The following is a 24,745-nucleotide window of genomic DNA, read 5'->3' as shown; positions in this document are numbered from 1 at the left end:
TACCTATAAAAATGGCTGGCAGTGAGCTGCCAGCCCTGTGTTTATTGAGTGTTACACAAGCTCAGCAGCTGATTAAGCAAGCTTTGCTTTTGCTGGTGTTTAGCCTTTGCCTTTGGTTTTTTGATCTGATTTACTTTGGTTGCTGGGTCTAGGTACCTGGTCAACTCAAAATCACTTACCAGCGCATGCATTTCTTTACATTCTTGCAGGCTCAGACCAGACCCTGCACTGACCGCCTGTTCTAGCAGTTGGGTTATCTCGTTATGACGTGCAGTAACCTGGTTATTTGCATCCTCAGTCGAATTGCCCCTATACCGTTCAAAGTGCTCAATGAGCTCCAAAAACTGCTTAAACAAGGGCGATGCCAACTCTTTTCGCGCTTGCAGCTCGTGTTGGGCCTGTTCTTTATCCAGCTTTTCCTTGGCTGTTTGCATGCTTTCCCGAAGTGTTTGGTCTTTCACCAGCTTGTCAACCAGCTCATCCAAGCGCCCACGCGGTGCATAACCTGCAAGGTTGGCAAGGCTTTCATCACGCGGCAACGGCTGGCCATTTACCATCCAGCCTGGCAAAGCTTTGCGCGAACCCGCTACTTTAGAATTGCTGTAAGTCACCTCGCCAGTCTTTTTTTGCAGAGGCATATAGTTTAGTTTTTTGCCCTTGTTGGCTTCGAGGTCGCCAAAGGCCAGTAAGTGCTGCACCTGTGGGCTGTTTTGCCAGCTTTGCCCCTGCTCATCCTGCGCTGGATACTGGCTGTTCATATGCTCAATAAAGCTTTGAATTAAAGCAGGCCCTTGTGGGTTGCTGTCCGCATTACAGTGCAACTGCTCAAGCTTTGCCTGCAACTGTACTGCGCCTGCGCCTAGGGATTTCCCGTGGCCTAGACCATGGTAAAAGTTTTCACCTGGGTTAAGCGCCCACAGTAATGCGCCCAGTTCAACCGGCTTTAGGTTATGAAAAACAATTTTTCCAGAAAAGCAGGCTCCAGGCGCAAGCAACTCCAGCTTGCTTTGTACATTGACTTTTCTTTCTAAGTCTTCTGGTAAGTGTGCTGTAAAGCCATCTTGGCTTGGGTAGCGCTTCCAGCCTGCCAACTTAGCTCCCTGCTTGTACATGATCAGCTCATCTTTAACGTCACCGTTATTGTGGGTTTGCTCTAGGTAAGCGTTTAGATAGCTGGCTTTGGGCTGCCCTAAAATGACAGGCGGACTTTCCTTTATTTGGCTGGCTGTAGTGCATAACGAATCACTAAAACTAACTCGGCTTTTTAGGCCTGCTCCGTAATCGCGCAAGGTACCAAACATCAGCTCACACAGGTCAAAACTGGCATCGTTGCTAATTAGGTTGGCTTGCTGGGCTTGTGCCAGCTCCATCACGCTGTTGTCATACAGCATTTTGGGCATTTTAGCCAAGCCAATTGCCTGAATGTTGCCCGGTTTACCGCTTTGGATACGAATGAAAACTGGAATGCCGTATTCTGCGTGGCCGTACGTTTTAAGGTAATTGACTAATTCTTCGTCATGGGCGGCAAACATTTGGTTAACCAAGCGTGACGAAATTTCTTGTGGCTGGTTATCAACGGCATAAAACATGTAGTTGAAATTCAGGTCTGGGCTTTCTTTACCCGGACGATAACCCACAAACACTGGAATGCCCTGCTTTGCGCCTGCACCAAGATTAACTGCACAGTCACGGGGCTTATTGTTTCGGGTTTGGTATTTACCCAGCTCAAAAGCAAGCGCCGTCTGGTTTAAAGGTAAAATTTTGTATTTGTCTAGTGTGGTTTGCTCAGGGTTACAGTTATCAATTACAGCTTGGCTACCCTGACTGCGCAGGTAGGTCTTTAGATCCTGACCGTACAGGCGGGTATGGCTGCACTTACGGTACTCCCACTTGGCTTCGGCGCTATTAAATTTGAGCCATGCCGCAACGGCTTCGCCCGTCTTCTGCAGCGCCTTGCTATAAGCTGTGTTGGCACCGCTGATATCACGATAGGCATAGCGGTTATCATCAACCTGCTTGAACTTGGCGAAGGTGGCCGCCTCAAGAAAACTACGCACCATACCTTTTAGGCTGCTACCCGGAATGACAGGAGTGCCATCTGGAGTGCGCGCCCATTTAACCTGTGTTGGCTGACCTTGCTTAGTGACAGATTCCGCACCCACCAAAAGCTCGGTTTTATTGGTCAAGCTAAGCGCAATACTGCCACTAAGGCCATCACGAAACGGGTGGTCATGGCTGACTAAGTGTGCCCAGTCGGGCAAGTACACCCATCTGGATAAGGGGACAAAATGATAAGGGGCCTGTACTTGTGCTTTCATTTTTGCTCCTTGATAAAAGTAAAACCTACAAACTGGCTAGCCACGGCTTGCCAGCTATGGTTTTGTAACTGGAACCAATTGCGGTACAGTGCAGTATTTATGCTGTCAGTACACAGGTCGGTACGCAGCCAGACTAGCTGTTCTCTATAGCAATAGTCGGCTGACTTTGCTTCCTGCATGTTTTGTTTGCTCACCTGGTAGCGGTTCGGCCCCACTAAGCGCACAATTAAACTGTGCGCGCCACTGGTCCATTCTCCCTCTAGCAGCTCTACTAATTCGTTTGGCATTCCCAAAGCGGTACTGCTACGAGTTTGGTGCCAGCCAGTAGCGCTATGCCAGTCGGCCAACTGGGCGGTCAATTCCTCTGCGGTACAAAAACTGTTTTCGACACTCAGGCTTGCGCTATACAGTTCAGGCAAAGCACAGCCTAGGTCATCCACGATCGAAGCGCTATTTCTCAGATTTTCGTAATGTGTAAGGGCTGAATTCATGCCTGTGCCTCCTGCGGTTGAATTTGTTGCCATTGAATATCCCAGCTGCCACCCTGTTTGTGCATGACCAGCGAGCTGCCGCGTCCACTGCCAGCACCCAAAGGCAGTAAGCCACTTTTAAGATCGGTCAAGGTTGCTTCCAGCGCCTGTTTTAGTGGTTCACTGAGCTGGGTTCCAGGTACCAGATGCAGCTTTAAGGTAAATTCCGGCTGCCACAGCAACTCTTCGCTGTACAGTGCACCCTGGCGTACGCCACCGGTAAAGCGATCAATGCTGGTATGGGTACGTATGGTTGGGGTAACGCTATCCACCACTACATCCTCAACAATTAGACGGCCAGCTTGAGCACGGTTTTCTTCCTGGCTTGCATCGCCCAGCAGCTGACGTAAGTCATCTGGGCGCTGCTCCCAGCTTGTATGACTGGCTTGTTCCATATCTTCGGCAAACTGTCCGCTTAAGCGACGGTAGTGATAGGCCAGCCGGTGCGCCAGCATTCCTTTAATACTGCTACCACACAAAACAGCTTGCGGGCTGTCGTGCCAAAGGCCGTTGGTTCCCTGCCAACCGATATAGGGCTCGCTGTAGGTAAAAGAGTCTGTATGTTCGCTGGCCTTATCTGCATACAGCGGGCGGCTACCCTTGCCACAGCGCCAGGTATCCAGGGCCTGTAACTGCAGGGTGGCAAAGGGCTGCGCTGCTGTTTGTACCAGTTGATTTTTAACCGGCAAGCTGCTGCGACGCATAAATGCCGTTAGCAGTGCGCCTGCTTTGGGGTTTTTAGCCAACTTCAGCTTTTCGCTATGGCTGGCAACCACCTTAAAACGCCCCAAGCCATTACGGGTTGAAGCGCCAAGGGCAAACAACGGATGGGCCAGTAAGTTTTGTAACTCCAACCACTGCGCCTCATGTGCTTCATCGCCTTGCCAGCGCACATCAATACAAAAGCGCACGCCTTTGGGCAGTAGTATTTTGTCGTACTTGCCATGCTCTTCTGCTACGCCACGGTCATTGATGCGCACATGATCTCGATAGTGGGGGCGCACATCCTGCAAACGCCTGAGCAAATCGTCTTTATTGATCTTTTCTGCTGACAGCAAGCCAAGTACAACCTCACCTTTGCTATCCAATAACAAACCGTGCTGGATATGTAGCTTGGGCGCCAGACTGCTGTGCATGTCTTGCTCTAAACTGCCAAACCATTGGTTTTCTATAGTCTCACCTAAGGCATTTCGAGTTAGGTGTCGCCACACCCCGGTGATCGCCGTGGCGGGAATATACGGCAGTTCATTAGCATCCCGCGCCAGCTGTGTATCAAAACCTGTTTCGCGACGCCCGCTACTAATGGCCATAGGAGCCGTGGTTTCTATAATGTAGCGGTTTAACCAAATCGTGCTCATGCCCTGACTCCTTGTTGTGCCGTCGCGTTAAACTTTTTGTATGCCTGTAGTCCCTGATAATCCGACAAGTCAAAACGACAGAGTTGCTCCAGCAGTCTGCGCATGGTTTGGCTGTTAAGCCCACCCAGATGTTCTTTGGCAAAGCGGGCAAAAGTAACCAAGCCTTGTTCGTCCTGCCAGCTTAATCCCCAGCCCAACTCGTCATTTCTCTCTTTGCAAATTACGGTGCTGTTTTGAGGTTTTTGTCCTTGTTCATACTCAAAAGCGTATTGCTGCCAATTTTGGTGTTTTTTCACCAGCTCATCCAGCCGACGCCACTGGCTACTACTTGGCCCCGCCTGATATTGGTTAGGTAGGCTGTTGTAATCCCGAGCTTTGACATAAGCCGCACAGATTTTCTGATGTAGCTGACCAATTAGCTGTTCCATGTCCTGTAGCAGATTGCTTTCACCAAGTTGATTATTAACCCAGTGTAGCAAAGCTGTTGTTTCAACTTTTACTGCAGGCTGTGCCACTGCTGCCAACTTGATGGGCGTAAACAATTGACCTTGCGGCTGTGCTTGCAGTGCCCAGGTCGGATTCACCTTAATCCAACCCAAGCCTTGCTGACGGTTGGCACCTACCCCATGGCTAGCCAGTTCTTGCAAAAGCTGCGTACTGGCTGGCTGCTCCAGTTCGTAAACCAGCACACTACCTGCGGCAACCAGTTGCTGTTCGCTATCTAGGCCATTACGCGCTCGGTTAAATCTGCGCACTTTGCGGGTACGGATGAAGCTTTTTTCTGCATTTAGCGTACCGCTCAGCTGAGTATGTAGCTCGGATGCTGCGGGCGTAAAGGTTGGGCTACCCAGATGATTAAAAAACTGGGCATCACTTAAACACCAAATCACTAGGCTGTTACCCAGACTAGCCACCTCAGGCGTCTGGGGCTGCTGTGCAGAGCAGCTAAGCTGAATCCGGCCAAACTCACTTGACCGGGAACGGCCCACGCTAAGCTCTCCATTGAGCAAGGGTTTGATCAGTTCCAAAAGCTGCGCATCGTCACTTTCTACCCAGCCGCCAAACTCCTGCCCTGCCTGTATGGTTGTATAGGTATAGAGTTGTCCGTCTTTGACTCGCAGACCTTCATCCAACGCTGTGCGAGTGGTAAGTCCTTGGTTAACTTTAGCCTCCTGCAACTGATGGCTGATATAGCCTTCGCGACACTGCTTATACTGCAGCCCAGCGTCACGCACAAAGCTAGGGGCGGCATGGTTACTTAATGCAGCGCTGTCATGCTTGGTACTATGCCAAGCAGCTGGCATAGGCAAACAAATTTCATCATTTACCAGCGGGTAAGCCGGTCCAAAACGACAAGCACCCGAATGAAAAACAGCAAAGCTTTGCGCATCGTCAAGCTGGTTATACAACCTGCTGGCTATAGCTCCTAGCAATGCGCTGCCGGGAATATGATCCAGCCCAAGGTGGTTATTGGTGGTTGCTGTGCTTTGGCTTAACACCAGGGGCTCTTTAGTGGTTAGTCGATAATAAAGACGCATTACTTAGTCTCCCTGTTCAAGCTGAAAACAGCTTCGCCATAACCACGGCGGCGCTTGCCGCCCACTGCTGTAATCAGCGGTAGCGACAGCTTCAACCAGTTCAAAAACAATTCACTTTCTTTAGCCTCGGCATGGATGCGCAGCTTGGCAGTTAAAGTCATTGGCACTACAGCTTCCATAGAGCGCAATGAACCATCCGCTGCTGCACCAGTGGCGTGGTCAATGGCGGTGTTGTAATCAATGCGATATAGCAGCTTTACGGCTTGGGGATGCTGGGCAAAATAAGCCTGCTCGCCTTCGCTAAGGGTGGCACTGGATACTTCCAAAGCCCCTTGGCTGGCTAGGTCGGTCCCCTCTTTGCCAAACAGTTTGTCGAGGTCTGCCTGTGTTAGCTGTTCCAGCCACTGCAGCTGCATGCTTTCAGTACAAGCAGCACGCAACAACCCCTTAATACTTTTGCCATTAACCAAAGGTAAGCCCGAGTGGTCGCGACTAACTAGGCTGTCCGCATAGGCTCCACCTTCACGTCCCGATCCAAGATGCCAAGGAGTAAGAATTTCAATTATTAATTCTGCGCTTAACTCAGCCATGGGAAACCTCCTTGGTACTGACTGGGGCATTAAAGTGTGCGTAGGTAAGCAAGTCGGACAGCCAGGTTGCTGTGCTGCGATCCGCCAACCAGGGGTAAGCAACCCAGAGCCTGGCGGCGTCTACAGAGTGCTTGTTTTGCAGCTCTAGCATCCGTTCGTATATGCGCTGTGCTTCTAGCAAATCACCATTGGCTAGATGGGTGGCCATTTGGCGGAACTTAGCCACCGATACCGGTAAGCTGTTGCCAGATTGGTCTTTTTCTCTGGCTTTATCCGCTAACGTACGCAACAGTGCTAGGCTGTTCAGCGCATCTTCATCCTGCTCTAGCAAATAGCCACCAAGCGAGCTGGTAATTTCTCCCCTGCCTGTATGAAAGTGCTGAGTTTGGGCACGCAGTTGTTTGATATCCTCGGCCAGCGCGTTACTAATACGATAAAATGCCAAGGCCGCAGGTCCCACATTGCTATCCACCTGCTTGGTTGCAGCTTTGGCTTCTTGACATAGCCCCTCCACCAGCTCGTGGCAGGTAGTAAAGGGGTGACTGGCCTTGTGATACAAAATGCCGCCACTGGCGGTTAAATAAGGCTTGATGATGCCTGTATCTTTTAAGTGTTTCTTGTACAAACCTGCCAGTTCGTCCTCGGATATTTTCTTAAATGCACTGCAAAACTGTTCCGCGTAGCCAATAGCCAGATCTGCCTGACACAACAAGGTGATATCATCGCCACCCAAAACCACAGGGCGCATCGGCAAGATGTCGTTTTTTTGTGCCGAGCTACTGTTCATATACAACCACTGGGTGGCCACTGCTGCCGCTTTTTCTGTTGCATTTGCCAATGCGTTAGAAAACCGCCTAAAGGCACGGCTGTATAGCTCTGTGCTCTGGCCTGCCAGTTGTTGCTGCAAGGCGCGGAGCAGTAAGCCCAAACCATTACCATCTATGTGAATTAGAGCTAGGTCACGTACTACTTCCCGCTCTGTATCCTGCGCCTGGAAAGCAGGAAACTGCTCAGTATCCAAAGGAAACTTTAGGTTGTCTGGCAAGCCGCCTTCGTCATGTGTACCACCAGTAAACTTGTCGAGCAAAGTATCTTTGCGCAACCCTAAAAAGCGATAAGCCTGACGATGATGCTCTGTATCCACATCCACCAGCTCATCACTGTTTGTGTGCACTTCCTTTAGCGCCTCAGGTGTCATAGGTACCGCAGTCATGCCGGTACGGTTGGCATTACGGCACACCGCAGTTGCCCAGGGAAATTTAACTCTAGGGGTATTGCGTGCCTGTGCCATTAAAGAGTGGGCACCTTCCATTGCCTCAGGCAAGTCAGCACCGCTGGTTAGTGCATCTACAAACTCCATCCCAGGAAACAGTTGCTGCACAACTAGCGTCCAGCTACTACGCAGCTGCTGAAGCGGCTCAACATTATGGCAAAACGCATAAAAAGCCCCGCCTTTACAACGGGTAAAGCCAATAGTGTTCCCCTCCACCTGCATATCAGCATCCAGCAGGTTGGAGCTTAGCTGCGCTGCCTGCAAAACCCTATTTAACGTACTGTGCGGGGTATCATCCACAAGGCGGTCAAGGCGCTCGCTGGCAGCGACAAGGTCTTTTAACTTGCCGCTACGAAAAATATAGGCCTGAATTGACTTAGCCTCAAACAAGTACACATGCATACTTATGCTCCATTTTATAGTGGTGACTAGGCAGCTCTGCGTGCTATCCATGTGTCAATTACAAATTCGCTCATTTAGGGAGGCACTGCATAATGTTGGCGAGACAGCTAAAGCATCGCTGCTAATTATTCAGTGCTTTCTTGGCCCTGTTACTTGAGCTTAATTGTGATGGCCTCTACGGGTAGGTCGATATAAAAAGGCTTACCCTTGCCCTCTTGTACTATGGCGACCCTAGCGGCAAGCTCAAGTCCCAATTCTTTCTTAAGGTTTGTATTGAGTAGTGACTTAACCTGTTGAAAAAAATCTTTATCAACATCCAACTCCTGCTCATCTAGGTCGTCAAGCTCTAGGTTTGGCTTAACCTGCAGGTACAGCTCGCGGAAGTCATCGGTTAGCTGATTAATATGACGGGCTTCTTCTGCTGTGATGCTTTTGTCATCCAGTGTTTTTCTGGGTGCCTGAATGCGGCCTTTATCTTTAACGTGGTAGTCAGCAAACAAATGATAAAATGCAAACTCGCGCGGCGGCAAAGTAATGGAAAACTTGTCGTTTACCTTAATGCTGGCTGAGGCTACATCCAGCTCAATGCTAACGTCGCTGAAAGACTCGTTAATTTTCTCTACCACCTGGCTAAATTTTTCACCCGTCAACAGTTGGTGCTGTTTATTAATGGCGTCTTTCATGCGCACAAACGGAATTTTTGCCAACCAAATACGGGCATCACGGGCCGGACCAATCACCTTGCCATCGCGATCCAACGCAAATGCACTAGCGTTCCGTGACGGATAATAGAAGTTGGTGGCTGGCTCATAGCGCTCGTCAACCAAAACATGCGACATGCAATCTTGAGCACGGCCGTAAAGTGACAACGCATAGCCAGCATAAAAACCCATGGTTTTACGGCCACCGGCAATAGACACGTGCAGCGCAACATTTTCGTCAGAAGTAAACTGACGAATTTTTTCACACACAAAGTCAGCAGCCATCTCGTTATCTTCTGGCGTTTTCAAATCTGTCAACGCAACACCATCGCTGCCTAGAATGGCATGTAAGTTTGCTGGGCTAAAATCTACGGCTGCCAGATCGGAGTACTCTGCTTGCATGGCAGCAAAAACACCTTGCTCAAATAAACGTCCACGAACCTGGTTCAAGCCGTGCTCAGTACTGACCACATGAATCTCGTTGGGTATCCATTTGTCGTCATTGTCAGAGTCGCAGGCTAGCGCCCACAGAGTTTCTGTCACAATCTGCGGGGTCATTCCAGTTACCAGAAACAAAATATTTTTAGCCATTCAATTTTCCTTGTATGCTCAACATCCAGCTATTTATTCAAAACTAAGTGGGCCTAGATTGCCAGAAAAACCATGAGGTTTTGTGTTCACAAGCTTACGTAGCAAAACAGTCTTAGTTAATAAGATGTTTTTTCGAGCTATTATGTCCTCATGAGCCCCAAAGTTACAGCATAAGGACCCTACACATGACCACCTGGTTTATTAGCCAAGCGCCCACTGCACTCAAATGGATGCAAACCAACCATATTCATTTCGACCAACACCTAGCCAGCTTCTCTAGCCAGTCCATGGCCAAGGGTGACACAGTAATTGGAGCTTTAACTCTTGAGCAAGCGGCTGAAGTTTGTGCCCTTGGGGCTAGTTACTGGCACCTAAGCCTGCCTAAAGAAGATCATGAGCAGGCCAAACTTAGCGCCTTTGATGTGGTCAAAAATCCCACAGCTCCCTATCCTGCTCTGCAAGCACAAACTGTGTCTCCCAGTACAGCCAGCCAATCTCAACCTGCAGCCGCACCACAGGGTTTCGCGAAGAATCCAAGCCAACTGTGGATGGACATCAGCAATAAGCAGAGTGTTTTCACCTCTACCCATGCTGAATGCTCCTAGCTTGATATATTCATCTATATCAAAGTCTTGCGTGGTGCTAGCAGACTCATCGAGTAGTACGACTTGCTGAATACGATGCAGCGCAAAGTGACGCAGATTGCCATACTCACCTACATGAGCAATCAGATAACTAACCAAATGACGTGCCACAAGCCCAACCGAATGGAGCTGATATCGTCCAACCGCTCCTTTATTGCGGCTCAGATAGTCGATCAGGATTTGTTCTTTACCCAGCAAAGCCTTACTAATCAACCGCCAAACCTTTGCATTCACTGGCACTGGAATTTGGGTCCTAGCATTGGACAACGCTCTAACGCTACGAGCCCAGTGCGTAAGACTATTGCTGTTCAGGCCCTGAAGGTGTTGTCGCGCGGCCGTAAACTGAGGCATCAACAGGTCTGTAATGCTTGATGGTAACAAGGTTCGCAAATAGTCTTCAGATAGGCAGAGTGTGAGTGCTGTTGGTGTATCCAACCCTAGCAGAGTAAGATAAATATCCTCAGAAAAGCTCCAGCGGAACGGTTTTTCACTCTCATCGCACACCAGCGGGAACTGCAAAGAAAGCCGATCTTTTAAATCTCGCTGCACTGAACGCAAGCTCGCTTGAAATCCACGTTCGGCCAACTTCTCTTGGAGTGTTGTGGTAGCAATGCGTCCCAGCTGCCGTGGGATTAGCTGCAGGATTACTATCTGCCTTAGCAAGAGGGCTTTCAGCTCGGCCATATCGTTTCCGCTCAACTCTTCTTGATAAAAAGCACCAAAATCCATTTCAGTGTAAAGTTGATGTCTAAACGTTGGTTAGTCGAAAAGGCTGGCAATGCCGCCAATGATGCCACCGGCTACAGCTAGCGGAACCACAACCGGTGCAGCGACTAGGCCAACAGTGGCAGCGCCGATTGCAACTGTGCTTGCTGTAGCAGCACCAAGTACTGCGCCAGAGCCGGTTGCTACTGCAGTACGGCCTGCGGAAACCTCTGAGGTGCCGGTAATAGTCTTGGATAGCGTGTTACCAGCTAGGCCTACGGAAACTGCTTTGGAAATGAACATAATTTGTTGCCTCTATGTGTGTTTGTGTTGAACATAGAGTAGACAGAAAAGCCCTGCCACAAGAAAACCGCAAACTTACGACACCTAGCTCAACACTAACGAAGATTTGCCAATACCTGTCTTCACTAAGTAGCTAAAGAGTTGGAGGTAATAGATTTTTCTAATCTGGGCATAACAAATCTGAGTTTGGAGCCGAGCTCAAGAAGCTCTTCAACGAATCCAGTATTCCTAATCTCCAAAGTATTCTTGCCACCAGTTCTGTACCTTGGCTCTTAAGCTTTTAGCTTGCCCAAATGACAACTGATTATTGCCGCATTCGGGGCAGTAGTGCTCTATGGAGGATAACTGTTTTTTGATTTGCTCAAGGGATGGCTGGCAATCAAGCGTGCGCTGGAGCTTTTTCCAACCACACTGCTAGCACACAAGATAATAAGGCATTTGGCGTGTGACCATAAGCACCTCCACATATGTGTTTTGCACTCATCGTGCTAGATAAGATGATTACAACACAGCTCTGCGTCACTTGGTGTCGCGACCGTGCTATCTAGCAAATAGTCGCATTATCAGAGATACAAACGCTCTTCATTATTCTCAAGCTCAAGCGCCGAAATACGTGGTCGCCTGCAGTGATATTTTAGACGGCTTTTGGTGACCAAAGCGGTCGCCACGTAGCAAAAAGTGAATCCCGTTTTTTTAGCGGCTGCGAAAATGGTCACCATTTGGTCAGCAACCTTAAATTGCTCAAAAAACAGACAGCCGATTTTTCTACAGACAAGAAAAAACCCTTAGCTTTCAACAAGCTAAGGGTTTTTAAATATGGCGCAGCGGACGGGACTCGAACCCGCGACCCCCGGCGTGACAGGCCGGTATTCTAACCAACTGAACTACCGCTGCATATAAAGTGGTGGGTGATGACGGGATCGAACCGCCGACCCTCTGCTTGTAAGGCAGATGCTCTCCCAGCTGAGCTAATCACCCACGATTGGAAATGGCGCAGCGGACGGGACTCGAACCCGCGACCCCCGGCGTGACAGGCCGGTATTCTAACCAACTGAACTACCGCTGCATTTCCAGATACTTTGTTGAGCGAGTGGTGGGTGATGACGGGATCGAACCGCCGACCCTCTGCTTGTAAGGCAGATGCTCTCCCAGCTGAGCTAATCACCCTTCGTCTCACAAAGTGGTGCGTATAATAGTCATCTCCCCCTCACTTGGCAAGCCCTAATTTAAAAAAAATGTATAAACATTCCAAAGACTTAACTCGCCATGGAACAAGGCTTGGAGAAAAGCGTCTGAAGGTCAATAATGAGCGCTTGATTTGAATGGAGTTTTCCCGCATGTGGTTTCGCAGCCTACTTATTTATCGTATCACCCAAGAACTAGCCTTAGATGTGCAACGCCTAGAAACTGCTTTAGCTCGCAAACCTGCCATTGCCTGTGGAAGCCAAGTTGAATCTACTTATGGTTTTGTTTCCCCTTTAGGTAAAGAAGATCTACCTTTAGTGCATGCTAGCCAACAATTTTTGCTGATTAGTGGACGCAAAGAAGAACGCCTTTTACCGGCGAGCGTTGTACGTGATGCCGTCAAAGAAAAGGTCGATGAGCTTGAAGCGGCCCAAGCCCGTAAAGTCTATAAGAAAGAACGTGATCAAATTAAAGATGAAATCCTCATGGATTTAATGCCCCGCGCCTTTGTACGTAAGAGCCACACTTTTGCGGCTATTGATATCAAACAAGGGCTAATTTTTGTTGATACATCCAGCGCCAAAAAAGCAGAAGAATTACTCTCTACTTTACGTGAGGCCTTAGGCAGCTTGCCTGTACGCCCTCTCAGTGTGAAGCAAGCACCTAGCGCTACCTTTACCCAATGGGTAAAGCAACATCATGCAAGCCATGGATTGCATCTGACAGATGAATGCGAACTACGCGATACCGCAGAAGATGGTGGTGTGATTCGTATTAAGCGTGAGGATTTAGCCAGTGAAGAAATTCAAAACTTCCTCGCCGCTGGAAAAATAGTGACACAGCTTAGTCTTGCATTTGAAGATAAGCTTAGCTTTTTAATGGACGACAAACTCAGTATTAAACGCCTGAAATTTGAAGATCTCTTACAAGATCAGGCTGAACACGACGGTGGCGATGATGCACTGGGGCAGTTTGATGCCAGCTTCACTTTAATGATGCTGACGTTAAGCGAATTTATTCCAAATTGGATCGAAGCCTTAGGTGGCGAGGAAGTACCTCAAGGTATTTAACATCTCTGTCTAATCCAACAAAAGGCTGATGAATCGCTAATCATCAGCCTTTTATTTTGCATGGATTATTTCCAGTAGACGCATACACTCTACATACTTAACCTTCTGGTTATAAAAACAAGTCTGTACTCCGCTATATGAAACACCTTATGTTTTCTTTATTTTGCGCCAAATCAAGGATTAAAAACCTTAAATATTCAATATCCGTGCAACGTGCTAAACTTCATTTTTATTCTGCCGCTCAAAGGAACTGACTCATGCGAAAAATACTAACTGGCTGCCTTGTGCTAATGGCATTTGCTCTTACTGGTTGTGGACAACCTGAAGTTCCAAGCTGTGATTCAAAAGATGTTCAAGAATCATTAAAAACTAATATTTTAGATGCGGCTAAGAAAGTTAGCTCTGCGCCAGTGGTGTTGACTATTGATAAAGTCACAGCGCTTGACCTTGATACAAAAGCGCAAATTAATAGCTGCAAAGTGGACATACAATTAAAAGTTGGTAATGAGCCCCCTGCCAAAGCCTATTTCAAATATGAAATTACTTGGTTAGACCGTGATGCTAGAAGATTCCAAGTACGCATTACTGATCGTGGCGTTCAGCAGTAAATGAGATAGAAGCTAGCCTACTTGTACTAACTTAGTAGTGCTAGCTTAATTACCTTAAATAGCATTTATGTTTTTTAAGGTAATCCAAAATGCAACACAAGCAAGCAGACAAACAATAACAGTTAAAATTTGTTTTATTTTTTTATGTTTAACCTGATTTACCAACATTATAAATAAAGCAGATACCATGGCTGCTGTTACTAAAGAAATGCTCATTACTCTGACTTTTTCATGGTTTTGAGTAAAGACTGCAACAAAGACCAAGCCCAACCAAAATCCAACCAATGCGCCTAATAGCCCCGTAAAAAACTTAAGCATAACTTCCTCCTTTAGTTATTCATGCTGAGTTGATAACGCTCTCCTTTTTGCCAGCGTTTTAAATTCGTTTTTAATGTCCAAAACCATGGGCTGCCGTTGGCGGGCGTATTAATCATGTAATGCACGCTGGCATGCTGATCAAGCTGGCTTACAAACTTAAAAGCAGGGCCAAAGCTAAAAGGCTTATGTTGGCCTTGATTTGCACTTTGGCTAGAGGTTAAGAAATCGGTATTTTGCCGAGTGGCGTGGATAGTTTCTCGATTGCCACCGGTAAAGGGCGCTTGCAAGGTAAATAGCCAAGCCAAAATTTTTGGCTTTTTCAGGGTATGTGCAAATGCCATTGTGGCTTTCAGATTCGGCGCTTGCTGGGCATTACTAAAGGCGGTACGCACCAATTGAGTAACCACTTGTGCATAGTTTTCTTGCAGTTTGGTTTGCTCAACGGTGTCCACCCAATCCTGCAAATGATGTTGCAATACATCAATCACACACCAACGAAAACTAGGCCAAAAATCACAATATAAGGCTAAGCGTTTTTTGCCGATAACAGGTGCGAAAATAAGCACAGCTAGCTGGTAAATCCAACGTTCAAACAGTTGTGCTTGAGCTATTTGCCGCGTATCGCCAGACCATTGTGTCAGCTCACAGTTTGTAGCAAGTTGCGCTAATAAAAAAGCAAGATGCTGCTGGGCAAAACCATCTATTTTGTCATCTTGAATCTGCATACATTGCTGTGCACTCACTTTACCTGCTGCAAGCAATTGCTGAATACGTTGTGCGCGTGTGGGGGGATGCCAGCGATTAGAAATAGGATGCTTATTGGCTAACAGCGCCGAAGAATACTGATTGGCATACAGCACATAGCCACAAGCTGGATTATGTTCTTGCGGCAACTCATCAAAGGATAAATAGCCCTGCCATGCACTGGCAGGCTGCTGCGCATTTTGCAGTAAAGCGCCTAAATGCTGGCTCGCTTGACTAGCGGTACGTCGTGGTAATAAACCTACTGCATGTAAACCAATATCGCCATGAATATCAGCATAGCCAGCCATCATAGGTGCATTATAAATACGGCTTAAACCCGCTTTAAAGCTGGTCCAATCATGGCATTTAGCTAAGTCATAGAGCGTGATGTCGCCCATCGAATTATCTAACGCAGGCCAACGCAAAAACATAACGTAATTTTCATTAACACTCAGCACACGTCCATATTTAAAACTATAAGTTATTAACTCTGCGCTAGGTTTATTTTTAATTTGAATATATTGCTTATGTGCCTCTAGCGGGAAGCTTTCACCGCAGGCTTTAAGTGTCATTGCATTCCAGTCGACTTCGGCATAGGCAAGGTCCTGGTTATCTGCCATTAGACCTACCATTCCCCATGCCGCTTCCTTATTGCGCCCAACAACAATACCAGGAATACCTACAAAGTTTGCCCCAAACACCGACAGGCCTTCTTTACTTTGAATATTAAACAGCAAGCTAAAATTAGGATTGACTTGCCCCATATGCGGGTCAGAAGCCAGCAAAGGCTTGCCATCTTCAGTGTGAGTACTGCTCACTGCAAAGACATTAGAACCTGTATCAGGTGAAGATAATCCCAACAAAGTTAAGCCTTTTAACGCATCCTTTAGGGCCTGCTCGGCTTCTTCGCTGCGCTGGTGATATTCTGGATACTGCAAAGGTGGTAAGTTTTCACCTTCGAAGCTAAAGGTAGCAAAAAGCTGCCTGGCCTGCGTTGCTGTTAGGCGCTTGAGCATATGGGTATGAAAAATTTCATACTGCCATGCTGAATTAATAAAGTATTTCAACTGCGCCAGTACATACACATCTAACTCAGTAAATGGCTCAGGCATATAGCCTAATAAGCGGCATTCAATAGGCTGTTTTACGCCTTCGTGTAATGCGGTATTCAAGCCTTCCACGTAGGCTTGTATTTGTAATCTTTGTAATTCAATGACACCTGCTTGCGCTTGTGTTTGACAACGTGCAACTTCACGCTCAGCTAATTCTGTAAGATTCAAACGACGTTGAAAGACATCGGTTTTACGCGCACCAGCACCTAGTATTTCACACAACTGCCCTTTGGCAATACGTCTTGATAGATCCAGTTGCCATAAGCGCAAATGCGCTGTCGCAAAACCTTGCCCCCAAAATGCCGCTAAATCGCTGTCTGCCTGAATATCTACACGCTCCTCACGTAGCGCTAAGCTCAGTGCACCATAGGGGCTTTGCCGTTTGAACTTCATAGCCCTGCCTTATTTTGCTCAACTAAATGCTGCATGTACTGCGTTAGATCTTGCTCAACATCACCAGCATCCCAACCTAGTTCTGTCTGTGCTTTACGGGAGGAATAAAGGTAAGTACTGCCATCTAATATATTTACTAGTTCTTTATTAAGCGGCACCTTGACGCCTAAACACGCCAATGGCTGTAATACGTACAGCGCTTTTTTTAGAGAAGCTAAAGCGAGTTTTTTAGGTTCAGCTATGCCGGATAACTGACTTAACAGCGCAAAAAGCTCGGGCATGGAATAGTCTTTACCAGTAAATAAATAGTCTTCACCTAAGGGCTGATCGAACAAACTTACTAAGGCGGTTACCACTTTATCCACATGACATAGCTGAAAACGGCTAAAGGTATCTGGTTGAACAGGAACTTTTCCTTGCAGAAATTGCTTTAGCCCTTGGGCAAGATCAGATTGGTCTTTTTCACCAAATACTCCGCCTAAAATAGCCATAGTTAGTGGCAAACCTTGTTCACGCAAGGCTAATAACAGCTGATGAGCCATATGCTTGCTTTGTTCATAATAACTACGAAAAACTGAATTATGCTGCGCTGTTTCGGTATGCCATTGATAATGCGTTTCGCCTAAAGCAGCGGTAGTACTGCTATAAATAAACTGCTCAACACCTGCATGTAAAGCAGCTTTAGCTAAACTTAGCGTGCCTTGCACATTGGCTAAATACATTTGCCGTCGCTGTTTGGCTTGAGCTAAACCTAGCCGATAATCAGCCGCCAAATGCATAACTTTAGTTTGTGCTAAATAGCCTTGATAACGCTCAGGCTGGTTTAGGTCGCCCACCACACATTGAACCTGCCCCCGCCATTCAGGCGCTAACTTATTAGCCTCGCGCACCAACAGTATCACCTGATAATTGTCTTCCAAAAGTCGACTTAACAAGTGCGATCCGATAAATCCAGTTGCGCCTGTTAGAAAAATCTTTTTCATAAGCGTTCATCTTGATAAAAGTTAACTAGTGCTGCTAGCTCAAAAAAACCATCATGGGCAGCGGTCAAAGGGCGCTGATGCATTTGTGCTAAGGGACAAAGTCGAAAAAAAGCAGACGGCTGCCAATTTAAATTGCCCACCACACCTAAGGTTTGCAAGCTATCCCCCCAGCGCTGGGCGGCTTGATCAAGCAACGTGGCGGCTGGGCCTAGGCAAATATTTAGCCCTTGTTTAAACCATAAGTCAGGCGCAAGACCCCGACTAACACTGATCCCCCAGCCTGTTTCAGGGCTAAAAGCGCTGCTGATTAATCGCGCATCGCAACGCTGTAATAATTGCAACTGCTGATAATGGCTGGCTTGTACTAATTTAGACTCAGCAGCAAGCGGATGACGCTTTACCAATTCAGGGGTTAAAGCCGCCAGTAGTTCATCTAGCGAAATAGCCTCATCTATTACAATAAATTGAGGCGAACTACAGACTTGTTGCGAAAAAACACTTACAACCTGCATTAGCTGCTGAACAATCTGAGGATTTATTTGCATTAGTACCGCAGCACTAATCTTAGGGCCGTACTCAATCAGGCGAGCAGGATAGCTTAATCTATGTCGATAATACTGCATTAAGGCTAAGCTACCGGCCAATAACAGCCCATTAAAGGAAGCTAAATCAGGTTCATTAACAGTATCTTCACTTTGCCAATCGAGAATGCTCAGCTGCTCATCTGTTAGCTGTAATTGTGCTTTGCACCAATACAGCAAAGGCTGGCTATGGCGCGCTTTCACTAGGATTTGATTGCCTGTAATAAAAGCAGCTAAAACAGCTAGCAAGCTGCCAATTACATCTTTTTCTGAAACAACAATAAGCACACGACCTAAAGGCCGCCAGCAGGATTTGCCGAGCTCGTGCTCAACCTTAGTTAACAAGGCGTTATAGCTTAGTTCTGTTAAATAAGCACAACAAAATGCCTGAGTTTCAGGATCTTTTGCCAAGCGAAACTGACCTTTTGCCAGGTTTGCACACAGCTTAGCCACTTGTTGCAAACGCTGTTCAATCACGCTAATGCCTCTTGCGCGCAAATGCCTTCATTGGTCGTGGCTCTACCTAAAAATTTAAGATAAGGCTGAGTATTCCCGCAACCACAATGCTCGCCTAGGCAGCCTAAATCCTCAGTGACTATGTCATGTGCAGGAATAGATGCAAAAAATGGATTTTGTAAGCGTATTAAGCCTTGCTCTCCAGCCTCTAACTCTTGCTGGTTAGCACCTTGTACAAAAAAACGCGAATACACAGGTTGATGAAAATGCCCCAAAGGACAGGATAGGTAGTGCAACGGATGTTCCGTCATGCCATACATGTCGCGAATATCAAGCATTGGTGTCTGTAGATTTTGTGCTAGACGCTGCAAAATTTGCCCACGCTCCATGGTTTTGGTCAACCCTTTCCAGCCACCTCCTGTAATCCCTTTTATCGGTTGCTTAAACTCAATGGGCTGCGGTAATGCCAAGGCAAGCTGCTCAAAAAAGACGGTTAAGCCAAAAATAAAAATAGGTTCAGGTTCTTGCGCCCAAGTCGTTAAAGTCTTAATGGCAAGTTCAGCATCAAACACAGCTTCTGGATTAACTGCAAAAACCAAGGCTTTATTGGGCGCTGCTGCGGTAAATTTTAGAAAAGCCGTTGCATAACCAGGAAAATCACCCAGTTGTGGATTGGGGGACAACAATAAGAATCGAGCGGGCTGGCTTGAGTAAAATCCATTTTCAATAAATAGCGCCAGCATACCTTGGGTAATGCGTTGCATACTGCCTTTATCAAAAAAAACCTCAGTAGCTCCTGTTTTCCCAGTGCCTGAACTAGACAACCACTGTCCTTCTTGTTCTACAGAAGTGGCTAAATCCAGCTTTTTAAATAAGCCTACAGGAATACTTGGACGCTGCTCCCCTACCCAGAGCTTGGCATAATTTGCATTACGGGCTTTATGCCAAACATCTGCTTGCTGCATGGCCTGCGTAAATAAATCCTGCTGTTCTTGGGTTAATGGCTGATAAAGTTTTTGTGGACGAGCCAATTGGTCAATCGCCGTGAGTGCTTGCATTTGTACGTCCTAATTTTGCTGGCGAACTGTTGCTATATCAAAAGCTATGGCTTTTAAGTTACGACCATAATTGATCAAGCTACGATGATCTTTGGCCTGCCCTACCAACATATAACGTTCGCCATAAGGAATATTTTGATAATCGCGCACAAAACAGCCGTTAGGTTGCTCGGCAAAGTCTTCCATGGGAAGGTGATCATCACCTTTAGCTAAAGCTAAATGCTGTAACTCAGGTGCATGCTGTCGTATTTCTGCAGCGCTACTGAGCAAACGCTTACCGAGTACTACGGCTTGTAGAACAGCTTGATTGGCATCGCCCAAATACCAAACCTGTGGAATACGAGCGATTTTTTCTTTAGCTGAGTTAATAGTTTGGGTAAATTCTTTGGCCAAGGCTAAGTAGCTTGTTAGCTGTTCAACATTCAGATGATCTCGCAAATTAGTATGCCAAGGACCTAAACCATATTCTTGCCAGCAATCCACATCATAAAATGAAAACGCCAACGTTTTGCCCTGCGCGTCTATAACACGCGGTTTCTGATGCAGTAATTGATAGGTTGACGGGAAACTAGCCACATCAGCTGGCGTGAAACCTTTAAACTTTTTCGATGCGGGATAGTAGCCTTCATGCATCATACTTAAAGCATGAAAAGTACCTTGCCATGTAGGGCCAAAGCTGTACCAGCGCTGTACTTGTGCCAAACGCTCTGCACTGGCTTGATGCGCCCAAAACTGAATACCTTGGTTAGCCACCGATTGCCCAATAAAGATAAATGGGCAGCCCTTACCGAAACGCTGTTCAATACGCTCAATTTGCTGCTCAATCTGGACAGACATTAAACGGTAATCTTGCCTCCAGTCATGGCCTAAAAAAAATAAATCACGCCCCTCTTGGTAATCCAATGCATTGTGCAATACCGAGCGCAATTCACTGGTGACTAGCGTATCCACTAATTTGGGAATGATACTAAACGCATGTAATTGCTCGGTGGCTATAACGCGCTGCGCCCGCTCTTGATCGTGATCTTGCCAAGCCGTTAATGCACGCTCATCCAATGCAAAGGGAGCATAGTCTGTTTTAGGTGCTAACAAGGTGCTGGGCGAGCCCCAGATATTAACCCTTTGCTGGGTATCAAACAGCTTTGTACCCAAAATTCCAGGAATATAAATAATGGGGGTATTCGCATGCGGCTTAGTTAAGCCCTGATTTTTTAACGCTTTGGCGATACGCTGGGAGCGCAACCAAGCATATGCATAGTTCAATGGCATACTGACTTAACCTATTTAACTTTTTGGTCGTCTAAAACCGGTGGCACATCTTCACTATGACAAGCGGTTCTCTCTGCTTCCCAGACTGGAAAATGCGCACGGTCATAGACCTCATACACATGCGGTTTAACACCGGTATAGAATAAACGCACTTGGCTTGCTTGCGGGCTTGGGCTAGAGAGCATAAAACGCAAGCTGATCATTTTTTGCACACGGCCTACAGGCGCGCCATCTTGTGTTTCGAATTGGAAATACAATGGATTGGCTGCTAATTGCTCAACATGGCAAGAGCGAATAACCCCTCGAAAACTATGTAGCATGTGCGGCAAGCCATCTGGCAATTCCTGTGGGCTATGTAATAAAGAAGGTTCTGCCCACGGCATTTTTATAGGAATGGGGTGCTGACACCTCGGACAAGCGCCCTGCTTTAAAAAGCTCGTAGCCGCCAAGCCATAGCGCTCTACAACCAATGTTTGACAGCAAGGGCAGTAGGTGTTTGAGCTGGGCGTTCCATGCACATTGCCTACATAGACATAGTTTAGGCCCGCATTAATGGCTGCTGTGCGCGCTTCTTCTAAGAATGCTGGATCTGTGCGTTCGACTTGGGTGTATAAGTAATCTGGATGGAAGCGTACATAATGCAAAGGTACATTAGCATCTAGATTTTCCAGCATCCAATGCGCTGTTTTCAGGCTTTCTTGAAGATTATCATTACGCCCTGTGACGCACAGATTAGACAACTCTAAATGTACATTCGCGCCCTGTTTAATAGCACCATAAACCTGTTTAACACCCTCAAGAACAGGCTCTAAGCGCCCTTTGGTTACACGTCGATAAAAATCGTCATCTAATGATTTAATTGAAACGCTAAAAATATCCATCACTTCCAGTAACTCATCAATGGCCTGGGGCGTAATATAAAAAGCGCTTTTATAAAGGTTTTGAATGCCATGCTGTTTAGCTAGACGTGCTGTGTCTACCACAAACTCCTGCCAAACTACGGGGTCATTGTAAGTCCAAGACAGCATACGAATATTATTGTCTAAGGCGTACTGCACAACAGACTCAGGTGAAATATAAGATACATTATGATCTTGCACTAAGCGGCTTTGACTGGTCGCCCAGTTCTGGCAGAAATCGCACTTCATCATGCAGCCAATATTACCTAAAGATAAAATAGGCTCGCCTGGCGCATAATGAAATACTGCTTCTGTTTCAATAGACTCACAGGTAATGGGTACAGACTTACCATAGTTCACAGAGGCTAAAGCGCCATTAACGTTTTTTCGCACACCACAAAATCCCACTTTTTCTGGCTTAATTTTGCAAAAACGCGGGCATAAATTGCACAGCACATTATCATTGTTAATTGATATCCAATGATTCGCTGGCTGCCAAGACTGCATCCATATTCTGTTTTCCATGTACCAATCCTAGATGAGTTATGACAAACATCTTATCTTAGGTTATTAACCGCTCATGGCACTGGATCAAAGACTACTGAGAAAACCAAGAATATCTTGGCTTAAGAACGCCTTATCGTGATCTAACAAGCAGATAACACATTATTTTTGGGCTAGGCTGAGTTTTAAACCTAAATAAGGATATTGAAATGAAGAAAGTAGCTGCAATAAGCCTTTTAGCTTTAACCTTACAAAGCTGTTCAAAGATGCGCCTAGTTGTTCTGACTCAGAAGTAAAGAATACCTTATTAAGCCTAGTTTCTAGCGGCTTAGGGCCTATGGCAATTAGCAAAGGCTCTATTAAAATTTACGGGCATGACACCGTTGAAACTTACCAAGAAGCGCAAGAGTATGCATGTGAAGCACGTCTTATTTTGACAGTAGGCTCTAAATCAAATTCTGAAATTATTAGTTATTCTGTATTTTGGTCTGATAAAGACAAAGGCGAGTTTTATGTGCAATTAAATCAATAGCACTCATCCGCTGTATGAGCAGTTTTAAACCAAGCCCTGATAATGATGATGTATTAGCATTAGCTGATTTTAGTAATAAACTTTTTAAGCTCAATCGGTTCTTAACTCTCAGACTCTCTTCAGTACCTTTATCATGCCTTGGACTTTAGCTCACCCTGCTGCGGTTATACCTATTCGGCTAATTACTAAAAAACTGCCTTTACCTGCCCTAATTATCGGCAGCTTAACGCCTGATGCAGGCTATTACATAAAAGCTTTTGCTTTTGCCAACCAAGCGCATACTTGGGTTGGTTTAGTAAGTCATTGCCTGCCAGTAGGCTTAGTATTACTGATTATTATTTTACTCTTACGCCAAGCATTTTTAGTTCTACTACCGGCTACACATCGTCTTGCACTTAGCGCTACTTATGCTAACGCACCTAAGTTGAGTGGCAGTTATATATTTTGCGTGATGCTTGCTTTAGTACTTGGGGCAGCCACACATATTATTTGGGATAGTTTTACCCATGCTAGTAGCGACTTACTATCAAAAGAGATTATGTTTTATCTGCAAGATCGTGCTATTCGTTGGTACAACCTACTACAATTTGCTAGCAGCTTACTTGGCACGCTTGTCTTGGTCAGCTATTACATACGTTGGCTAAGCAAGCAGCCGCCACATGATTTAAAACTACTGGATCGCTGGGAAAAGCATCGCTATGTTTGGCTATTTATACTGGCAGGTAGCGCACTATTTTATGGTTTTCTAGTTACTGACTACTTTAGCCAAGAAGCTATACCGTTTTATCGTATTTATTTTCATTGGATTTTAAACAGCAGTTTATTTTTTGCACTCGCCTATCTAGTTAGCAGCCTGATTGCGTATGGTTTTCACTTGCACTACAACCAAGCGGATGATTAAAGACCATCCGCTTGTTCAATTAAGCGTTACCTGTTACGGCCAATTTAGCTTTTGCTGTAAAGTCGAGCATACGCTGTAAAGGTTTTACTGCTTTAGGCACTAACGCAGGATCAACCTGAATTTCATTAGTCCCATGCTGTAAGCTATCTAGCATTCGCTCCAAGGTATTCATCGCCATCCAAGGACAGTTCGCACAACTACGACAGGTAGCACCCTCACCTGCCGTTGGTGCTTCAATAAAGGTTTTTTCAGGGCTTAATTGCTGCATTTTATAAAAAATACCGCGATCAGTTGCCACAATAAAGGTTTGCGCCGAGCTTTCTTGAGAAGCTTTAATTAATTGCGAGGTAGAGCCTATAACATCAGCTAATTCCAAAACATTTTCTGGCGATTCAGGATGTACAAGTACTAAGGCCTGGGGGTATAGCGCTTTCATATCCGCCAGTTGCTTGGACTTAAACTCTTCATGGACAATACAAGCGCCATCCCACAACAGCATATCTGCCCCTGTTTGGCGCTGGATATAACGCCCTAAGTGCTGATCAGGCCCCCATAAAATGGTTTCGCCGTTATCCATTAAGCTTTCAACAATCTCTAACGCACAACTTGAAGTCACCACCCAGTCGGCACGCGCTTTAACGGCGGCAGATGTATTGGCATAAACAACCACTGTGCGTTCTGGATGCTGATCACAAAAAGCTGAAAACGCTTGCACTGGACAACCTATATCTAAAGAACAAGTTGCTTCCAATGTTGGCATTAAAATACGTTTTTCTGGGCTTAAAATTTTTGCTGTTTCACCCATAAACTTAACCCCAGCTACCACTAAGGTTTGGGCTTGATGGTTAGCGCCAAAGCGAGCCATTTCTAATGAATCTGCTACTATGCCGCCTGTTTCTTCTGCCAAAGCCTGAATCACAGGATCACAATAATAGTGAGCTACTAATACAGCATTTTGCTGTTTTAATTCAGCAGCAATTTGTTCGCGTAGCTGTTGTTCTTCTTGTTTACTGAGCTTAACTTGCTGTTTTGCTGCTAAATGCGCTTGAACTAAAAAGCGCTCTGAAATTTGGGTCATTCTAGCCAATCCCTCAAAGCATCAGGCAATAATGCTGTGCAAAAATAGCTTTACGCACACGGTTTGCGTAAGTTTAGGGAGAAAGTCGAAAGAATTAAAGG

The 24,745-nt window shown here is 46.3% G+C and carries 21 protein-coding genes, 4 tRNA genes and 1 pseudogene; 5 read left to right on the top strand and 21 right to left on the bottom strand.

Translation table 11 applies throughout. From position 1 onward, the window contains the following. Nucleotides 1-41: 41 nt before the first annotated feature. The 7 genes from VQ643_RS10560 to csm6 form a co-directional block, all read right to left on the bottom strand. Nucleotides 42-2,318: a TIGR03986 family CRISPR-associated RAMP protein gene (locus VQ643_RS10560; RefSeq protein ID WP_414199735.1), complete on the bottom strand. Its 2,277-nt coding sequence runs from the start codon at nt 2,316-2,318 to the stop codon at nt 42-44. Next, nucleotides 2,315-2,809, bottom strand: a complete 495-nt coding sequence (locus VQ643_RS10555; protein ID WP_414199734.1) for a hypothetical protein — start codon at nt 2,807-2,809, stop codon at nt 2,315-2,317. Before VQ643_RS10555 ends, VQ643_RS10560 begins: the two co-directional genes overlap by 4 nt. Next, nucleotides 2,806-4,206: an RAMP superfamily CRISPR-associated protein gene (locus tag VQ643_RS10550; RefSeq protein ID WP_414199732.1), complete on the bottom strand. Its 1,401-nt coding sequence runs from the start codon at nt 4,204-4,206 to the stop codon at nt 2,806-2,808. The genes VQ643_RS10555 and VQ643_RS10550 overlap by 4 nt, the downstream gene beginning before the upstream one ends. Further along, on the bottom strand, nt 4,203-5,744 hold the full coding sequence (locus VQ643_RS10545; protein ID WP_414199731.1) for a hypothetical protein: 1,542 nt from the start codon (nt 5,742-5,744) through the stop codon (nt 4,203-4,205). The genes VQ643_RS10550 and VQ643_RS10545 overlap by 4 nt, the downstream gene beginning before the upstream one ends. Next, nucleotides 5,744-6,334, bottom strand: coding sequence for an RAMP superfamily CRISPR-associated protein (locus tag VQ643_RS10540; RefSeq protein ID WP_414199730.1), 591 nt, complete (start codon nt 6,332-6,334; stop codon nt 5,744-5,746). The genes VQ643_RS10545 and VQ643_RS10540 overlap by 1 nt, the downstream gene beginning before the upstream one ends. Next, a complete protein-coding gene (locus VQ643_RS10535; RefSeq protein WP_414199729.1) occupies nt 6,327-8,009 on the bottom strand; it encodes a Cas10/Cmr2 second palm domain-containing protein in 1,683 nt (560 codons plus the stop codon). Before VQ643_RS10535 ends, VQ643_RS10540 begins: the two co-directional genes overlap by 8 nt. 149 nt (nt 8,010-8,158) lie before the next feature. Beyond that, nucleotides 8,159-9,301 carry a CRISPR-associated ring nuclease Csm6 gene (csm6, locus tag VQ643_RS10530; protein ID WP_414199728.1) on the bottom strand — a complete coding sequence of 381 codons (1,143 nt, stop codon included), beginning with the start codon at nt 9,299-9,301 and terminating at the stop codon, nt 8,159-8,161. 185 nt (nt 9,302-9,486) lie between these two features. Between csm6 and csx16 the strand changes: the two are divergent. Further along, a pseudogene (csx16, locus tag VQ643_RS10525) lies at nt 9,487-9,693 on the top strand (CRISPR-associated protein Csx16); the annotation flags it as partial. Here the strand turns inward: csx16 and VQ643_RS10520 are convergent. The 6 genes from VQ643_RS10520 to VQ643_RS10495 form a co-directional block, all read right to left on the bottom strand. Beyond that, nucleotides 9,673-10,296, bottom strand: a complete 624-nt coding sequence (locus tag VQ643_RS10520; protein ID WP_414199766.1) for a helix-turn-helix transcriptional regulator — start codon at nt 10,294-10,296, stop codon at nt 9,673-9,675. The pseudogene csx16 and the gene VQ643_RS10520 overlap by 21 nt on opposite strands. Nucleotides 10,297-10,704: 408 nt before the next feature. Further along, nucleotides 10,705-10,953, bottom strand: a complete 249-nt coding sequence (locus VQ643_RS10515) for a hypothetical protein (protein ID WP_414199727.1) — start codon at nt 10,951-10,953, stop codon at nt 10,705-10,707. Between the two features lie 817 nt (nt 10,954-11,770). Then, a tRNA-Asp gene (locus VQ643_RS10510) sits at nt 11,771-11,847 on the bottom strand. 8 nt (nt 11,848-11,855) lie between these two features. Next, nucleotides 11,856-11,931: transfer RNA gene (locus tag VQ643_RS10505), tRNA-Val, on the bottom strand. 11 nt (nt 11,932-11,942) lie between these two features. Further along, nucleotides 11,943-12,019: transfer RNA gene (locus VQ643_RS10500), tRNA-Asp, on the bottom strand. Between the two features lie 25 nt (nt 12,020-12,044). Next, nucleotides 12,045-12,120 (bottom strand) — tRNA-Val (locus VQ643_RS10495). Nucleotides 12,121-12,290: 170 nt separating this feature from the next. Between VQ643_RS10495 and rdgC the strand changes: the two genes are divergently transcribed. Then, a complete protein-coding gene (rdgC, locus tag VQ643_RS10490; RefSeq protein WP_414199726.1) occupies nt 12,291-13,208 on the top strand; it encodes a recombination-associated protein RdgC in 918 nt (305 codons plus the stop codon). A 257-nt stretch (nt 13,209-13,465) separates the two neighbouring features. After that, nucleotides 13,466-13,816 (top strand): hypothetical protein, encoded by a 351-nt coding sequence (locus VQ643_RS10485; RefSeq protein WP_414199724.1) that lies wholly within the window; start codon nt 13,466-13,468, stop codon nt 13,814-13,816. Nucleotides 13,817-13,870: 54 nt separating this feature from the next. Here the strand turns inward: VQ643_RS10485 and VQ643_RS10480 are convergent, their stop codons facing one another. From VQ643_RS10480 to amrS, 7 genes are read right to left on the bottom strand one after another with little or no spacing between them, the layout of a single operon-like run. Further along, complete coding sequence (locus VQ643_RS10480; RefSeq protein WP_414199723.1) at nt 13,871-14,134, bottom strand: hypothetical protein; 264 nt, start codon at nt 14,132-14,134, stop codon at nt 13,871-13,873. An 11-nt stretch (nt 14,135-14,145) separates the two neighbouring features. Next, on the bottom strand, nt 14,146-16,383 hold the full coding sequence (locus VQ643_RS10475) for a penicillin acylase family protein (RefSeq protein ID WP_414199722.1): 2,238 nt from the start codon (nt 16,381-16,383) through the stop codon (nt 14,146-14,148). After that, nucleotides 16,380-17,366: an NAD-dependent epimerase/dehydratase family protein gene (locus tag VQ643_RS10470; RefSeq protein WP_414199721.1), complete on the bottom strand. Its 987-nt coding sequence runs from the start codon at nt 17,364-17,366 to the stop codon at nt 16,380-16,382. Before VQ643_RS10470 ends, VQ643_RS10475 begins: the two co-directional genes overlap by 4 nt. Then, entirely contained in the window at nt 17,363-18,424 is a 1,062-nt protein-coding gene (locus VQ643_RS10465; protein WP_414199720.1) for an acyl-CoA reductase, read from the bottom strand. Before VQ643_RS10465 ends, VQ643_RS10470 begins: the two co-directional genes overlap by 4 nt. Next, nucleotides 18,421-19,461, bottom strand: coding sequence for a hypothetical protein (locus VQ643_RS10460; RefSeq protein WP_414199719.1), 1,041 nt, complete (start codon nt 19,459-19,461; stop codon nt 18,421-18,423). The genes VQ643_RS10465 and VQ643_RS10460 overlap by 4 nt, the downstream gene beginning before the upstream one ends. Before the next feature lie 9 nt (nt 19,462-19,470). Further along, entirely contained in the window at nt 19,471-20,730 is a 1,260-nt protein-coding gene (locus tag VQ643_RS10455) for a hypothetical protein (RefSeq protein ID WP_414199718.1), read from the bottom strand. Between the two features lie 11 nt (nt 20,731-20,741). Then, on the bottom strand, nt 20,742-22,154 hold the full coding sequence (gene amrS, locus VQ643_RS10450; protein ID WP_414199717.1) for an AmmeMemoRadiSam system radical SAM enzyme: 1,413 nt from the start codon (nt 22,152-22,154) through the stop codon (nt 20,742-20,744). Nucleotides 22,155-22,470: 316 nt separating this feature from the next. On the opposite strand from amrS, the gene VQ643_RS10445 reads away from it, so the two are divergent. Next, on the top strand, nt 22,471-22,665 hold the full coding sequence (locus tag VQ643_RS10445; protein WP_414199716.1) for a hypothetical protein: 195 nt from the start codon (nt 22,471-22,473) through the stop codon (nt 22,663-22,665). A 133-nt stretch (nt 22,666-22,798) separates the two neighbouring features. Then, nucleotides 22,799-23,566, top strand: coding sequence for a DUF4184 family protein (locus VQ643_RS10440; RefSeq protein ID WP_414199715.1), 768 nt, complete (start codon nt 22,799-22,801; stop codon nt 23,564-23,566). Nucleotides 23,567-23,585: 19 nt separating this feature from the next. Here the strand turns inward: VQ643_RS10440 and nadA are convergent, their stop codons facing one another. Continuing rightward, nucleotides 23,586-24,644, bottom strand: a complete 1,059-nt coding sequence (nadA, locus tag VQ643_RS10435) for a quinolinate synthase NadA (RefSeq protein ID WP_414199714.1) — start codon at nt 24,642-24,644, stop codon at nt 23,586-23,588. Nucleotides 24,645-24,745 lie beyond the last annotated feature (101 nt).

Source organism: Pseudomonas sp. F1_0610 (assembly GCF_047470865.1).
Lineage (GTDB): Bacteria > Pseudomonadota > Gammaproteobacteria > Pseudomonadales > Pseudomonadaceae > JAZDRH01.
Note: the sequence above shows the minus strand (reverse complement) of the source record. Positions and strands in the feature narration are given on the sequence as shown.

Bases quoted from the DNA above. Each gene is read 5' to 3' on its own strand.
- VQ643_RS10475 (WP_414199722.1), bottom strand. From the start codon at position 16,383: ATGAAGTTCAAACGGCAAAGCCCCTATGGTGCACTGAGCTTAGCGCTA.
- nadA (WP_414199714.1), bottom strand. From the start codon at position 24,644: ATGACCCAAATTTCAGAGCGCTTTTTAGTTCAAGCGCATTTAGCAGCA.
- VQ643_RS10540 (WP_414199730.1), bottom strand. From the start codon at position 6,334: ATGGCTGAGTTAAGCGCAGAATTAATAATTGAAATTCTTACTCCTTGG.
- VQ643_RS10550 (WP_414199732.1), bottom strand. From the start codon at position 4,206: ATGAGCACGATTTGGTTAAACCGCTACATTATAGAAACCACGGCTCCT.
- VQ643_RS10440 (WP_414199715.1), top strand. From the start codon at position 22,799: ATGCCTTGGACTTTAGCTCACCCTGCTGCGGTTATACCTATTCGGCTA.
- VQ643_RS10470 (WP_414199721.1), bottom strand. From the start codon at position 17,366: ATGAAAAAGATTTTTCTAACAGGCGCAACTGGATTTATCGGATCGCAC.
- VQ643_RS10535 (WP_414199729.1), bottom strand. From the start codon at position 8,009: ATGCATGTGTACTTGTTTGAGGCTAAGTCAATTCAGGCCTATATTTTT.
- csm6 (WP_414199728.1), bottom strand. From the start codon at position 9,301: ATGGCTAAAAATATTTTGTTTCTGGTAACTGGAATGACCCCGCAGATT.
- VQ643_RS10455 (WP_414199718.1), bottom strand. From the start codon at position 20,730: ATGCCATTGAACTATGCATATGCTTGGTTGCGCTCCCAGCGTATCGCC.
- VQ643_RS10545 (WP_414199731.1), bottom strand. From the start codon at position 5,744: ATGCGTCTTTATTATCGACTAACCACTAAAGAGCCCCTGGTGTTAAGC.
- VQ643_RS10480 (WP_414199723.1), bottom strand. From the start codon at position 14,134: ATGCTTAAGTTTTTTACGGGGCTATTAGGCGCATTGGTTGGATTTTGG.
- VQ643_RS10515 (WP_414199727.1), bottom strand. From the start codon at position 10,953: ATGTTCATTTCCAAAGCAGTTTCCGTAGGCCTAGCTGGTAACACGCTA.
- VQ643_RS10445 (WP_414199716.1), top strand. From the start codon at position 22,471: ATGGCAATTAGCAAAGGCTCTATTAAAATTTACGGGCATGACACCGTT.
- VQ643_RS10520 (WP_414199766.1), bottom strand. From the start codon at position 10,296: ATGCCTCAGTTTACGGCCGCGCGACAACACCTTCAGGGCCTGAACAGC.
- VQ643_RS10460 (WP_414199719.1), bottom strand. From the start codon at position 19,461: ATGCAAGCACTCACGGCGATTGACCAATTGGCTCGTCCACAAAAACTT.
- VQ643_RS10555 (WP_414199734.1), bottom strand. From the start codon at position 2,809: ATGAATTCAGCCCTTACACATTACGAAAATCTGAGAAATAGCGCTTCG.
- VQ643_RS10560 (WP_414199735.1), bottom strand. From the start codon at position 2,318: ATGAAAGCACAAGTACAGGCCCCTTATCATTTTGTCCCCTTATCCAGA.
- rdgC (WP_414199726.1), top strand. From the start codon at position 12,291: ATGTGGTTTCGCAGCCTACTTATTTATCGTATCACCCAAGAACTAGCC.
- VQ643_RS10485 (WP_414199724.1), top strand. From the start codon at position 13,466: ATGCGAAAAATACTAACTGGCTGCCTTGTGCTAATGGCATTTGCTCTT.
- amrS (WP_414199717.1), bottom strand. From the start codon at position 22,154: ATGGAAAACAGAATATGGATGCAGTCTTGGCAGCCAGCGAATCATTGG.